A 14,797-nucleotide genomic window follows, 5' to 3' on the forward strand; every position below is an offset into this window, starting at 1 on the left:
CTACCCAAACGGTTGAGCAATATCAGATAACCAAAATCACGCCAGCCTCTCCGGCTGCAACTGAAGAATGTCGATCAGAGCCTGATATAGCTTGGTCCTCATCTCGAACCGGTTTCCAGCTCGCGTCACGTACCGCACGATAATGTCGATCCCCGCTGCACCGGGCCTCAGGTCCACCGACGGCGTCGCCGAAAACTGGCTCAGCCCCTGCTGCCGCGTCGCTAGCTTCCACTCCTGTTCGGCAAGGTGGGCATCCTCGCGCGTATCGGCGATCACGCGATCACGGATCGCCTCGATCGTCTTATAAGCGGCGTCGCCTGCGGCAATGGTGAGCGAAATCTCGTCCCACATCCACTGCCCCACGGTCGAGAAGTTGAAGTACTGCCCCGTAATTGCAAAGTTGTTGATGAACGTGACCCGCCGTCCCGTCGGATGGCCTTTGTCCGTCCAGTTGCCCGTCTCCATCAGCATGGTACGAAAGAGCGTAATCTCGACCACTTCGCCGCCGACCGAGTTGATCTCCACCCAGTCGCCGACCCGGATGCCGTTCTTGCCCATTAGGACGAACCAGCCGAAGAAGGCAAGGATGAAGTCCTGGAAGACGACCGTGACTCCCGCCGTCGCCAGGCCAAGAATCGTCGGCATCTGGCTCGGCGTTCCGAAGACCACGAGAAGCACCAGCAACAGCGAAACAGCCTGCACCGCGAGCAGCGCAATCGTCTTCATCGTGTGCATTCGGCGCGGCTCCATCTTCGAGCGATCAACCAGAAGATCGATTCCAAAGACAGCTAACACCGCGCACAGAACGATGAATGCGATCAGTGCAAATGAACTTAGCATCAGGTGGAAGACGATCTTGTGTTGCCGGTCCACCTGAGCCGCCCAATCGCCATAGACCTTTGAGAGCTGCTGCTGCGTTGCCAGCCTGTCTTCCAGAATCGAGTGCTCTTCAGAGAGCGTCCGCAGCAACTGCAGCCGGCCGACGCGCGTTGTCGGCTTTACGGTCGAAGCTGCTGTCGTCTTCGCGCTGGGCGCGTTCTGTGCCGGAACTCCCGCGGTGGTCAAGCCCGCGCTCGCTGCTGCCGCTGCAACTCCTGCCTGCGCCTCGATCCTCGCGTGCTGCCCCTTCAAGGTCTCTGCATCCTTGTCCGCCTGCTGCTTCGCCTCGAGAATCAGCCCTCGCCGGCTGCGCTGATCGAACCACCCTGCTATGCGAGCAGCCAGCGTCCCCCGGCTCTTCGCTGAGACGATCGCCGTCTTCCCGCCGCCATCCACCGCGCTCTTCTTCATCGCGGTCTCGCGCTCCGAAAGCTCCTGCTGGATCGTCCCGCGCTTGTCGCCCGTAGCCCTGGTAAGGTTCTCGTTCGCATCGTCCAGTTCGTCGCTGTCGAGCTGAAGCTGTGTCTGCGCAGCGTCCAGGTCGTCGTTTCCGCTATCGGTCGCCGCGGCCGTTCCGGTATCAAGCTTCGCCTTCGGATCGCCGCCCAGAGCCACCACTCGCGCCTTGTCCGCTTTCACTTCATCTTCTAGCTGGCTGACCTTTGCAGCGAGCGCCTGGGCCTCGGGTGTCATCGTCTTGCCCTGCGTGCTGGCCTCGCGCAGTGCCTGCGCAAAGGCCTGGTCGACCTCGTGGTCGGCAAGTCGCTCCGCCTCCTGCGCGAAGTTCTGCTCCTCTGCCGAGACCGCCAGCGGCGCCAGCGCCCGTACCGTCTGCCACGGCCGCTGGTCGACCAGCCCTGTGTTCTTATCACCCAGGAACGAGAGGTTCGCCATCGCCCCCCGCGTCAGATACAGCCCTACAAGGCAGAACACCAATACCATCGCAGGGATTGCCAATAGCATCCGCCGCCCATCTCTTAGGAACCACTTCATTCGAAACCCAGCCCTCGCGTAACTCATCGATCATCCGCTCGTCTTAAGGCTAGCAGGTTGCCTGCAATCGCCGATCAACACGCCGCGCTTGCTCCTGTTTCGAGCAGGAGGAGAAATCTGCATCTAACCGCTTGGTCACAGAACCATAACCTTGACCCGTCATCATGGAATTGAGGCAAGTCAGCATGAAGTTGCACCAGAAGATGGGCCGCGTATTCAGTACAGTCTCTTCCATGCTCCTCGCTATCTTTACGGCAGCTCCCCCGGGCCAGCTTCCTGCCCAGTCCACAACCCCCATCGTTGACCACTCCCAGGGCCTCGATCAGGGTTACTTCGACATGTATAACGTCAATTTCCCGGCCGCCCACAAGGTCTTTCAACAGTGGCTGGCGCAGCATCCCGACGACGGCCTCGCCGCCGCCTCCGATGCCGCCGCCTACCTCTTCGGCGAGTTCGATCGCCTTCACATCATCGATGTCCAGCTTTTCGCCGACCAGAGCCGCTTCGACAACCGCAGCAGGCTCACCCCCGACGCAGCCGTTCGCAAGTCCTTTGATGACCGTACGAATCAAGCCGAAAAGCTGGCTGACGCAGCGCTCCAGCGCAATCCCAAAGACGCCCGCGCCTTTTACACCAAGACCCTCGTCTACGGCATGCGCTCGGACTATGCGTTGATGATCGACAAGAAAGACCTTGCCGCCCTCTCGCTCACCAAGCAGGCTAGCGCCTTCGCGAAGCAGGCGCTAGCGATCGACCCTCACATGTACGATGCCTACCTGGCTAGCGGAGTAGAGAACTACATGCTCAGCCTCAAGCCCGCAGCCGTTCGCTGGATTCTCGGCATCACCGGCGCCTCGACCGACAAGGAGCAGGGAATCAAGCTCCTCACGCTGACCGCAAACCAGGGCCACTACCTCGCACCCTTCGCCCGCATGATGCTCGCCGTCGCCGCAATCCGCGACGGCAATCCCCAGCAGGCCAGGTCAATCCTCACAACGCTCATGAAGCAATACCCCGGCAACACTCTCTACGAACGCCAGCTCGCCCGCATCCACTAATTGCCGCACCTATAACTTCGCCCATCTAAATTAAAAGTTCAAAGGACAAGAATGCAGATCGCTTCCGTCGGAACCGCCTTCCCGCCAAACAAATACTCTCAGTCAGAGATCGCCGAAGCCCTCACCGCCCGCTGGGAAGGCAACATGGAAGAACCACGCCTCATCAAGCGCTTCTTCGCCAACTGCGGCGTTGACACCCGCTATCTCGTCTATCCCCTCGACGTATATCCGACGCTGAGGGGCTTCGGCCAGACCAATACCGCTTGGATCGATGCAGCTGTCACCCTCGCCAAGATCGCGATCGCTAATGCGCTCGATCCCCTCGGCCTCACCGCTGCCGATATCTCCGCAATCTTCTTCGCCTCGGTCACCGGCATCGCCAGCCCCACCATAGACGCCCGCCTCATCAATCTGCTGCCCTTCCCGACGCACGTCAAGCGCACGCCGATCTTCGGCCTCGGCTGCGTCGCTGGTGCGGCAGGAATTGCCCGCGCGTCCGACTACGTCAAGGCCTTCCCCAATCAGATCGCGCTTCTACTCTCAGTTGAACTCTGCTCCCTCACCTGGCAGGATGACGATCAGTCCATCGCCAACCTCATCTCCTGCGGCCTCTTCGGCGATGGAGCCGCCGCCGTCGTCATCGCCGGCAAAGATGCCGTCATCCCGAACCTGTCGCAGCCCGGCCCACGCGTCATCGCCACCCAGTCCACCTTCTACCGCGACACCGAGACCGTCATGGGCTGGGACATCGGCGACATGGGCTTCCGCATCGTCCTCTCGCCTGACGTCCCCAAGGTCGTCGAGAAGAATCTCCTCGGCGACGCTACCCGCTTCCTCGAAGCCAACAACATCGCGATCTCCGACATCGGAAGCTGGATCTTCCACAGCGGCGGCCCCAAGGTCCTCGAAGCCATGCAGTCCACCCTCGGCTTGCCTGAAGACGCTCTTGCCCTCTCCTGGAAGAGTCTCCGCGAGGTCGGCAATCTCTCCGCTGCCTCCGTCCTCTGCGTCCTCGAAGAAAATCTCTCGAAGCATCGCGGCGCTCCCGGAACCTACAGCATCCTCGCCGCCATGGGTCCCGGCTTCTGCTCGGAACTCGTTCTTCTCCAGTGGTAAGTTCCGCCTCTTAAGCGAACCTTCAGCACAATGCTGTACCCTAAAGAACGTCGCCTCTGACGCTCTGCGACAGGCAACGCCCACTTAGGGAAAGGTTTCGTGACGCATGGAGGAAGCGACGGTAGAGCAGCGTTGTATCGCGATCATCGCGAAGTCCAAGCTGATCCCCGAAGACTCCGTCACCCGCGACCAGACCTTCGACGAACTCGCCATCGACTCCCTCGATAAGATCAACATATCCTTCGAGATCGAAGACACCTTCAACATCCAGATTCCCGACGACTCCATCGGCAGCCTCAAGACCGTAGGCGACATCGTCGACGGCGTCATCCGTCTGCAGCACCAAGCCGCCGTGCAACTCGCAACCCCGGCCATCTAATCATTCGCAGGAGTATCACCACTTGAAGCGCGTCGTCATCACCGGTATGGGTTGCATCACGCCAATCGGCATTACTGTCCCCGAGTTTGAAGCATCCCTCTTCGCCGGTCGCACCGGTATCGCAGAGTTTGGCATCCTGCCCGAGGCAGTTGAAGGCCAGAACGGCATCCGCTTTACCCGCATGGCCTCGGTCACCGGCTTCGACCCCGACCAGCACCTCTCCACCGGCGTCGTTACCGCGACGAACCTCACGGCGCAGTTCGCTATCGTCGCCGCCCGCCAGGCCGCCGAACAGAGCGAGTTGATGAAGCACTACGCCCCGGAAGACATCGCCGTGATTCTCGGCTGCTCCTGCGGCGGACGCTCGTCGGAAGAGATTGAGACCGCGAAGCTCTACTACCGCAACGCCCGCGTCCATCCGCTCACCGTAACGCGCACCATGGCCTCTGCCGGTGGCAGTCACATCTCGATTGACCTTGGCATCACCGGCCCCGTGCTCAATATCTCCACTGCCTGTGCCTCCTCCACGCACGCGCTCGGGCAAGCCTTCCACATGATTCGCTCCGGAGTGTCCGAAGCCGCCATAGCCGGTGGCCATGAGGCCCCGCTTACCTTCGGCTTTCTCCGCGCGTGGGACAGCATGCGCGTCGTCTCCCCCACCGCCTGCCGGCCATTTTCGGCAGACCGTGACGGCATGAGCCTCGGAGAAGGCGCAGCCATGCTCGTCCTCGAAAGTCTCGACGCTGCCCTCGCTCGCAACGCCCCCATCTTCGCCGAGATCGTCGGCTTCGGCATGTCCGCCGACGCCCACCACATCACCCAGCCACAGTCTGACGGCGCCGCTCTCGCGATGCGCAAGGCGCTCAAAGATGCGGGCGCTTCACCTGACGATGTCGGCTACATCAACGCCCATGGCACGGGCACCCAGGCCAACGACACCGTCGAGGCCGCCGCCATCCACAAAGTCTTCGGCGATCGCGCCGCGCAGATCCCCGTCAGCTCCACCAAGAGCCTCCATGGCCACTCCATCGGTGCGACAGGCGCGGTCGAGGCCATCGCCACCGTTCTCGCGCTTCACACCGGCCAATTGCCCTTCAACGCCGGTGTCACGACGGTCGACCCAACGATCAACCTCGACATCATCCTCAACGAGCCCCGCCCCGCTGATCCCGTCCGCGACATCGCTCTCTCCAACTCGCTCGCCTTCGGTGGCCTGAACGCGGTCGTTGCCCTCAAGCGCTACCGCTGAACCAACCGTTTATCACCGCTGCGACTAACGTCTAGTCATTCTTCGGCGAAGGTGGAGGATCTGCTTCTTTCTTTATGCGTCGAGCAGTACGATAGGCCGTCATGATCTCCGTCCTCATCCTTACCCGCAACGAGCAGCAGGATCTCCCCGCCTGCCTCGCCTCCGTTGCATGGTCCGATGACGTCCACGTCTTCGACTCGTTCAGTGTCGACGGCACGGTCGAGATCGCCCGTGCCGCCGGTGCACACATTCATCAGCGGCCCTTTGACGACTACGCCCAGCATCGCACCGCCGCCCTGCGCGAGATACCCTTCAAATATCCTTGGCTCTTTCTGCTCGACGCCGATGAACGCGCCGCTCCGCCGCTGGCTTTAGAGATGCTCCAGGTTGTCGCTACCGCCCCTGCAGGCATGGCCGGTTTCCGCCTCCGGCGCCGCGACTATCTCTTCGGCACATGGCTCAAGCACGCCCAGATCTCGCCCTTCTATATCCGCCTCGTTCGCCACGAAAGCGCGCACTATACCCGCGCCATTAACGAGGTTCTCGAGGTCAAGGGAGAGATCGGCGACCTTTCTTCACCGCTCGATCACTTTCCCTTCTCCAAGGGAATCGCGCAGTGGATGGACAAGCACAACACTTATTCCACGATGGAAGCCCAGCTTATCTTTCGCCAGCAGGGCCTGCGCAATCCATCACTCAAGACGGCCCTCTTCGACCGCAGCTTTCACCAGCGACGCCTGCATCAGAAGGCCATCTTCTATCGACTCCCGTTTCGCCCGGTGCTCAAGTTTCTCTACATGACGCTGGTTCGCCGGGCCATTCTCGATGGCCGGGCCGGTCTGACCTATGCTGCTCTCCAGTCCATTTACGAGTACCTCATCGTGCTCAAGACGGATGAGCTTCGCCGCTCCGGGCCGCCCTCGAAGTAGTGTGCAGGCAGATTACGTTGGCGCTCGTCCGGCAATTCCGAAAGCAGGCTCCTCTTCGTACGCCTCCGGAATCAGCTTGCAATTCAAAACGAATCAAATTACCTTTGCTTCATCTCTCATTCACATAACGTAACTTTCAAGTACCCCCACTTTCGAGTAAGCACCGGGTTCTGATTTCGTTCCGTTTCTATGTAGCACCCAGCCAAGAAGCTGGTGCATCCCTACATTCCAATCTCAAAAACACCCGTTATATACGGCGGGGAAAACTGTTTTCATTTTCAGGAGGTACTCGTGAAGCCCACGATGTATAGGAAGTTTCAGGTCGCCACGCTCGGTCTGTTGATCGCGCTCTTCGCCTGGACGGTCACAGCGACTGCCCAGACGTATCGCGGCGGTGTCAACGGCACCGTCACCGATAACTCCGGCGCCGTCATTCCGAACGCCACCGTCACCATCACCAACGTAGACACCGGCGCGGTAAAGACTGCACCCAGCACCTCGGCTGGCGAATTTCTCTTCCAGGACCTTCCTCTTGGCACCTATTCGGTCGTCGTCTCTTCTCCCGGATTCAGCACGGTAAAGACCGACAAGGTTAATGTCTCAGCGGGCGTCATCTTCACCCTGCCAGTCAAGCTCTCCATTTCTTCGTCCGCGACCACCATCGAGGTTGAAGCAAGCGCCATCGCTCTCGACACCACCTCGACCGTACAGAACACCGTTATCGACTCCAAGACCGTCGAAGACATTCCGCTCAACGGCCGCGACTTCACCCAGATGATCGCTCTCACGCCCGGCTTCGGCGGATACTCCGGCGGCGGCTTCGGATCGCTCAACGGCACCCGCGCCAACCAGGTCAACTGGCAGATCGACGGCGTCGACAACAACGATCTCTGGCACAACGTTCCCGCCGTCAACCAGGGCGGCGTCTCCGGCATCGCCGGCATCATTCTTCCCATCGATGCGGTCGACCAGTTCTCTGCTCAGACCCAGGCCGGCCCAGAAGGCGGACGTAACCCCGGCGGGACCGTTAACCTCACCCTCAAATCTGGCACTAACTCCATCCACGGCACCGCCTACTACTTCAACCGCAATGAGCTCTTCGGGGCCAAGAGCCCCTTCTCCGACACCAAGCAGAAGGTCCGCAACTACAACACCGGCTTCTCGCTCGGCGGCCCCTTCCTCAAGGACCGGCTCTTTGGCTTCGTTACCTACGAGCAGCAGCGCTTCGTTATTGGTGAGTCCGGAACCGCCACCGAGCCATCCGTCGGCTGGCAGAACCAGGCAATCGCTTTGCTCAATCAGCAGGGCCGCGCAGTGAATCCTGTCATGCAGAACGTCCTTAACGATCTCTGGGGAACCAGTGTTCTCGCCGCGGACACCGCCGGAACCGTCAACAACTTCCACTCCACCGATCCCGAATTCGGCTACAGCTACAACGGCCTGGGCAAAGTGGACTACAAGCTCAGCGATAAGGACCAGCTTAGCGCTCACTGGTTCGTCGGTCAGGGCAATCAGGTAGCTCCCGTCGGATCGCAGCTCCTTGCCTATTACGAAGTAGCTCCCATCCACGTTCAGAACATCGCAATCGTCTATAGCCGCCAGATATCGCCCACCATCTCGAACGAGATGCTCGCTGGCGTCAACTACTTCAACCAGGTCTTCAACGACTACAAGACCAATCAGAATGTACAGGCTCTCGGATTTGTCACCGGTGCCACCTTCCCGAATGCCCCGAACATCACCATCAAGGGCTTTGATCCCGTGGGTCTCACGCCTCCCGAGGGTCGTAATGACATCACCGGCCACCTCACCGACCAGGTCTCCTGGGTCAAGGGGAAGCATCAGTTCCGCTTCGGTGGTGAGTTCCGTCAGGCCCAGCTTGATGAGTTCTATCATCGCCATGCGACCGGTTCGTTCACCTTCGATGGCACTCAGGTTGTGACAGGCGGATCGGGCCGTGTGGACGCGCTCGCCGACTTCCTCGCCGGACAGACCTCTGCTGCCAGCATCACCATTGGCGATCCCGACCGTCAGGTCTTCGTCAACACCTGGTTCATCAACGCCGGGGACTCCTGGCAGGTCTCTCAGAAGTTGAATATCAACTACGGCGTTCGTTACGACTACGAAGGCCCCCTCCACAATCAGTACAAAAACCTCTCGGTCTTTCGTCCGGCCCTCACCGCAACCAACGGCCTCGCCTTCCAGGGTTCTGAGGTCGATTCGCTCTATCCGAAGTACTACAAGAACATCAGCCCTCGCGTTGGCTTCAGCTACTCCCTGGATGAAAACACCGTCCTCCGCGCCGGATACGGCTGGTACGCGGACACTCCAAACCTGAATCCCTTCCTCGACAATCGCCCTGGCAACCAGGCCCCGAACGGAGTGGAAGGAAACCCCGGTGGCGGAGATCCCGTCTTCTCGGTTAGCGCGGCGAACGGCGGATCGAACACCACCATTCAGCAGGGAGTTCCAATCTTCCCGTCGTCTGCTGGCTATCCCTGCTCGGCCACCTCGCCTTGCGGTGTCTTCACCGTGGCTCCGAACTTCCGTCCTTCCTACAACGAAAATTACACCTTCAATGTCGAGCGCACCCTGTCGAAGAACGTCATTGCCGAACTTGGCTATGTCGGTTCATCGGCTCGCCACCTGCTCAGCCTGCTTGATATCAACCAGGCTGCTCCCGGAATTTATGCGAGTGACTTTGCGCGCCAGCAGACCCGTCCCTACTATGGTCAGTACGCTCAGTACGGCAATATCAACCAGATCTCGAGCATCGGGACCGCCAACTACAACTCCTTGCAGGCGCAGCTCCGCGTCAGCAACTGGCACCACCTCACGACCCAGGCCGTGTACACCTGGGCTCACAACCTCGACGAAGTCTCGCAGTATCGCGGTACGCTCCCGCAGGACAGCACCAACTTCAAGGGAGACTACGGCAACTCGGACTACGACACCCGTAACAACTTCACTGCCTTCCTAAGCTACGAGGTTCCCGGATCGCAGCGGATGAAGCTTCTCACGCAGGGATGGCAGGTCAACACGCTGATGAACTTCCACGGCGGTCAGCCCTTCCAGATCTTCGCGGGTACAGACAACAGCGGAACCAACGAAGGCCTCGATCGCGTCAACCAGGTCGCATCGGCTCGCACCGGCATCAACGGCCAGAGCCCAAATGCAACTTGGATCAACCTCAGCAGCTTCGCTCTTCCCGCTGCCGGAACCTTCGGTACGCTCCGCCGCAACCAGTTCTATGGCCCTGGCTTCTCGGACGTCGACTTCTCGGTGTTCAAGAACTTCAAGGTCTATGAGCGTCTCACCGTTCAATTGCGCGCTGAGCTCTTCAACACATTCAACCGCATCAATTACGCTCCACCCAGCATCAGCTTTGCGGCGCTTCCCAATGGCCAGTTCGATCCCTCAAACGGCAGCGCAACCCTCAACGACACCATCGGCGACTACAACGGAGCCCCTGGTATCGGTTCGGGTGAACCTTTCAACGCTCAGTTCGGTGGAAAGATCATCTTCTAACTCAAACCTCAACCCGAATCAACTCAAAAGCCCCACTCCTGCAAAGGAGTGGGGCTTTTCTCTTCTGTGAAGACATCTGGAGCCCGTCAAAAAACGTCATCTCGACCGAAGCATGGCTGCTCTATCGCGATGCGTAGTGTAGAGACCCGCATTTTGCCTTTGCTCTGCACGCCGGCGTTGCTCTTAGGCCGGCCACTTCCACTCACGGAACTCTTTCTTGTCGATACCGTTTTCATGCGCGTAGTTCACTGCCTCGACGATCTGGCCCTTCAGCCATTCCTTTGTATGAGCAGCGGTAGCTTGCAGCTTCTTCACCCGGTCAATCACATCAATCGCAAGGTGGAACCTGTCTACGCTATTCACGATCGCCAATTCGAGCGGCGTGTTGATGTTGCCGCGCTCCTTGTATCCATGCACATGCAGATTCGCATGGTTCGTCCGGCGATACGTCAGCTTGTGGATCAGCCATGGATAAGCATGGAAGTTGAAGATCACCGGCTTGTCACAGGTGAACAACGAATCGAAGTCGCGATCCGAAAGCCCATGCGGATGCTTGGTATCCGGCATCAGCTTGAACAGATCAACCACGTTTACGAACCGTATCTTCACCTCGGGGCAGTGCTCACGCAGCAGCGACACCGCAGCTAGTGCCTCTGCCGTCGCAACGTCGCCCGCGCTGGCAATCACGACATCCGGCTCTTCACCATCGTCATTACTCGCCCAGTCCCATATCCCAATGCCCTTCGTGCAGTGCTCCACTGCCTCGTCCATCGTGAGGTAGCTCAGGTGCGGCTGCTTATCCGACACGATCACGTTGATGTATTCCGTGCTCGCCAGGCAGTGCGCCCCGACGCTCAGCCCGCAGTTCGCATCCGGCGGAAGATAGATCCGCGTCACCTCAGGGCTCTTGTTCGTCACCACGTCCAGAAAGCCCGGATCTTCATGCGTAAATCCGTTATGGTCTTGCCGCCAAACCACCGAGCTAATCAGGATGTTGATCGACGAGATCGGAGCTCTCCAACGCAGCTCCGCCTTGCTCTTCTCCAGCCACTTCGCATGCTGGTTGAACATCGAGTCGATGATGTGAACGAAAGCCTCATACGTCGAGAAGAGCCCGTGCCGCCCGGTCAGCACATAGCCCTCGAACCAGCCTTCGAGCGTCGTCTCGCTCAACATCTCCATCACGCGGCCATCTCTGGCCAGGAAGCCGCCGTCCGCATCCTGCGCGATCAGCTCTTCCATCCACGTCTTCGGGCTCGCCGCATAGATGCCATCGAGCTTGTTCGAGGCCGTCTCGTCAGGGCCAAACACGCGGAAGTTCGTCATGTTCGCCTTCATCACATCGCGCAGAAATAGTGCCAGTGTAGCGGTTGGCGAAACCTCAATCTGCCCGGGCTTCTTCACTTCCACCGCATAGTCGCGGAAGTCCGGAAGCACCAGTGGCTTCCTTAGCAGCCCTCCATTCGCATGAGGATTACCCGTCAGTCTCCGCTGCCCCTTCGGAGCCATCTCGCGCAACTCTTCAATCAGCGCGCCGCTTTCATCGAATAGCTCCTCCGGCTTGTAGCTCCGCATCCACGCTTCCAGCTTGGCAAGATTCTCCGGGTTCGTCTTCGGATCAAGAATCGGAATCTGGTGTGCTCGCCACGATCCCTCTACCTTGTGCCCGTCCACTTCCTTCGGCCCGGTCCATCCCTTGGGCGTGCGCAGGATGATCATCGGCCAGTAAGGTCGAGTCGTATCGCCGGTCGTCCTCGCATGTTCCTGGATCGCGCGAATCTCAAGCACGCACCGCTCCATCGTCTCGGCCATCTTCTGATGCATGACGGCCGGATCGTCACCTTCAACCACATATGGCTTCCATCCCAGACCCTTGAACAGCATCTCCAACTCGTTCGCCGGAATCCGCGCGAGAATCGTAGGATTGGCGATCTTGTACCCGTTCAAGTGCAGGATCGGCAGCACCGCCCCATCGCGAATCGGGTTGAGAAATTTATTTGAGTGCCAGCTCGTAGCCAGCGGGCCAGTCTCAGCCTCCCCGTCGCCCACCACGACGTTCACAATCAAATCAGGATTGTCGAACGCCGCGCCAAATCCATGCACCAGGCTGTACCCGAGCTCGCCGCCCTCGTGAATCGACCCCGGCGTCTCAGGCGTGCAGTGGCTCCCAATCCCGCCCGGGAAGGAGAACTGCTTGAAGAACTTCAGCATCCCCGCTTCATCCTGGCTCTTGTCCGGATACACCTCGGAGTACACGCCTTCGAGATAGCAGTTCGAAAGCGTCGCCGGAGCTCCATGTCCAGGCCCGGAGATATAGATCATGTTCAGGTCGTACTTCTTGATCAGCCGGTTCAGGTGCACCCAGGTAAACGTCTGCCCCGGGTCCGATCCCCAATGACCCAGCAGCCGGTTCTTGATCTGCTCTGCCTTCAGCGGCTCACGCAGCAGCGGATTCTCTTTCAGATACAGCATCCCCGCGCAGAGGTAGTTACAAGCACGCCAATACGCATCCATCTTGCGAAGCTCTTCTTGCGTAAGTGCGGGTACTTCGACTTCGAGATCGTCTTGAATTGCTAAAGAGGACATGCGCAGCTCCTTGTGTTTGGGCCCGTGGGGTGGGCAGGCGAAAACTCACGCCTGGCGCTTGCAGAAAATCCAGAGTTCTCTGCTTCTACATCCATATGACGCTAGTCCAACACAGAACGCTGTGACTCGCGTCACAGAACTTCAAATTAGCTCCGATTTGCTAGCCGAGCATGAATGAGCGGTTACAAGAGTCAGGCTTTGTACTGTCGCTCTTGCTTGCATGAGTTTCTTTTGCTTGTCATTCCCGCAGGGAATCTGCTTTCTTTCCTTCACACTGCCACAACCCCGTCATCCTGAGCGAAGTTCCTCGCGATGCTTCACCGCGAGGGACGCAGTCGAAGGAACTGCATCCCCTCTACACCCCCATACCGATCGGATCTTTCTGCCGGGATATTGAATGGGTGGGCGATTCGCGCGAAGGCGCGAACTGCTTTACCCCGCCATCTCGCCCACATGCCACGCAATCATCCGATCTTCCTCCGCAGGCACCACAAACACAGCCGTCGCAGAAGCGTCCCCACTCACCTTCCTCAGCCCGCTTGCTTTCGCGCCATTCGCAGTTTTATCCATCACGATCCCAACCCCGCCAAGCTCCGTCAGCACCTCACGCCGAGTAGCCTCATCATGCTCCCCAATCCCACCCGTAAACACCACGGCGTCCACCCCTCCCATCAGAAATGCGAACCCGCCAAGCGCCTTCCGCACGCTCCGCACAAATACCTCCACCACCAGCCGCGCCTTCGCATCTCCGCTCGCGGACGCCGCACGCACGGCTTTCATATCGTTCGCCATCCCCGACAGCGCCACCATCCCCGACTTATGATTCAACATCGCCTCCAGCTCCGCAGCCGTATCGCCCTTCATCTGCCGCAGCAGATAGATCAGCAGCCCCGGATCGAGATCACCCGGTCGAGTTCCCATCACGACGCCGCCCGTCGGTGTCAGACCCATCGAGGTATCGACAGACTTGCCATCCACCAACGCCGTCACGCTGCATCCGCTGCCCAGATGCGCAATCACCATCCGCCCCGGCATCGCCATCCCTGCCTCGCAAATCTGCGCCACCACGGACTCGCAGCTCAGCCCATGAAATCCATACCGCCTAACTCCCTGGTCGCGATACTCCTGGGGAATCGCGTAAGTCGTCGCGCCCTCCGGCATCGTCTCGTGAAAGACCGTGTCGAAGCACGCATAGTGCCCTACATCCGGCAGCTTCTGCATCATCTCCTCGATCATCTCCACGGCCACCGGATCATGCAGCGGAGCAAACGCCCGCGCCTCCCGCAACTGTTGCAGCACCTCTGGCGTGATTTTCTGGTGCCCCTTGAGCTTCGCCCCCGGATGCACCACTCGATATCCCACCGCCTCCACCTTCGGCAGCCCATCCGCCGAAGTCAGCTCCTCAACCGCGCGAATGGCATCCTCGACCGTCTTCGGCTCGGCCTTCCGCCCACCCGAAAGGTCCTTGCCCTTCGAATCCTGAAACTTGAACTCTGGCTTCGCTCCAATCCCACTCAACTCACCGGCATACACCTCCACAGGTGTCGACCCACGTTCCACATCATGCATCGAGAACTTGATCGACGAAGACCCGCTATTGATCACCAGCACATGCATCGCGCCACACCTCTGCCGTCACCCTACCACCGTCGTATTGCTCCATTCGATGCACTCCAGCGCGCCGAGTTAGAATCCGCATCATGCCTGCGCCTGAAACATCCGACTGGCCCGACCATCTCGACGCACTCATTGCCGCCCCCGGACACCATCGCCTGCTCTTCGAAAACGATGCCGTCCGCGTCGTAGAGACCATCCTTCCGCCCGGCGAAAGAACGCCGCTTCATACCCACCGCTGGCCCGGTCCACTGCACCTGATCAGTTGGAGCGACATTCTCCGCCGCGACGCCAGCGGCACTGTCCTTATGGACAGCCGCACCTCCGGCATCGAACGTGTGGCCGGCGTTGTCACGTGGGGCTCCGCGCTGCAACCTCACACGCTCGAAAACGTAGGCGATGCGACCTTCCGCGCAATCACTACCGAGCTCAAACACCTGTAGAATCCGAGTCACGCCACAATCTC

10 protein-coding genes are annotated in these 14,797 nt (G+C 59.6%); 7 read left to right on the plus strand and 3 right to left on the minus strand.

The features are described 5' to 3' along the window. Positions 1 to 36: 36 nt before the first annotated feature. On the minus strand, positions 37 to 1,842 hold the full coding sequence (locus HDF16_RS16495) for a mechanosensitive ion channel family protein (protein WP_246409176.1): 1,806 nt from the start codon (positions 1,840 to 1,842) through the stop codon (positions 37 to 39). Between the two features lie 215 nt (positions 1,843 to 2,057). Here HDF16_RS16495 and HDF16_RS16500 point away from each other — a divergent pair, with 215 nt between their 5' ends. The 6 genes from HDF16_RS16500 (at position 2,058) to HDF16_RS16525 (ending at position 10,131) form a co-directional block, all read left to right on the plus strand. Further along, entirely contained in the window at positions 2,058 to 2,930 is an 873-nt protein-coding gene (locus HDF16_RS16500; RefSeq protein ID WP_184218704.1) for a hypothetical protein, read from the plus strand. A gap of 51 nt (positions 2,931 to 2,981) precedes the next feature. Then, positions 2,982 to 4,046: a type III polyketide synthase gene (locus HDF16_RS16505; RefSeq protein WP_184218707.1), complete on the plus strand. Its 1,065-nt coding sequence runs from the start codon at positions 2,982 to 2,984 to the stop codon at positions 4,044 to 4,046. Between the two features lie 106 nt (positions 4,047 to 4,152). Next, a complete protein-coding gene (locus HDF16_RS16510) occupies positions 4,153 to 4,425 on the plus strand; it encodes an acyl carrier protein (protein ID WP_184218708.1) in 273 nt (90 codons plus the stop codon). 22 nt (positions 4,426 to 4,447) lie between these two features. Next, a complete protein-coding gene (locus tag HDF16_RS16515) occupies positions 4,448 to 5,674 on the plus strand; it encodes a beta-ketoacyl-[acyl-carrier-protein] synthase family protein (RefSeq protein WP_184218711.1) in 1,227 nt (408 codons plus the stop codon). Positions 5,675 to 5,775: 101 nt separating this feature from the next. Beyond that, entirely contained in the window at positions 5,776 to 6,603 is an 828-nt protein-coding gene (locus HDF16_RS16520; protein WP_184218714.1) for a glycosyltransferase family 2 protein, read from the plus strand. 291 nt (positions 6,604 to 6,894) lie between these two features. Beyond that, positions 6,895 to 10,131, plus strand: coding sequence for a carboxypeptidase regulatory-like domain-containing protein (locus HDF16_RS16525; protein ID WP_184218717.1), 3,237 nt, complete (start codon positions 6,895 to 6,897; stop codon positions 10,129 to 10,131). A 183-nt stretch (positions 10,132 to 10,314) separates the two neighbouring features. On the opposite strand, the gene HDF16_RS16530 is transcribed toward HDF16_RS16525, so the two are convergent. Both HDF16_RS16530 and HDF16_RS16535 read right to left on the minus strand, forming a co-directional pair. After that, positions 10,315 to 12,717, minus strand: coding sequence for a phosphoketolase family protein (locus HDF16_RS16530; RefSeq protein ID WP_184218720.1), 2,403 nt, complete (start codon positions 12,715 to 12,717; stop codon positions 10,315 to 10,317). 432 nt (positions 12,718 to 13,149) lie between these two features. Then, the gene (locus HDF16_RS16535; RefSeq protein ID WP_184218722.1) at positions 13,150 to 14,334 is read right to left on the minus strand and encodes an acetate/propionate family kinase; all 1,185 of its coding nucleotides are present in this window, start codon (positions 14,332 to 14,334) and stop codon (positions 13,150 to 13,152) included. 83 nt (positions 14,335 to 14,417) lie between these two features. Here HDF16_RS16535 and HDF16_RS16540 point away from each other — a divergent pair, with 83 nt between their 5' ends. After that, positions 14,418 to 14,774 carry a cytoplasmic protein gene (locus HDF16_RS16540; protein WP_184218725.1) on the plus strand — a complete coding sequence of 119 codons (357 nt, stop codon included), beginning with the start codon at positions 14,418 to 14,420 and terminating at the stop codon, positions 14,772 to 14,774. Positions 14,775 to 14,797: the final 23 nt, after the last annotated feature.

This window comes from Granulicella aggregans, assembly GCF_014203275.1.
Lineage (GTDB): Bacteria > Acidobacteriota > Terriglobia > Terriglobales > Acidobacteriaceae > Edaphobacter.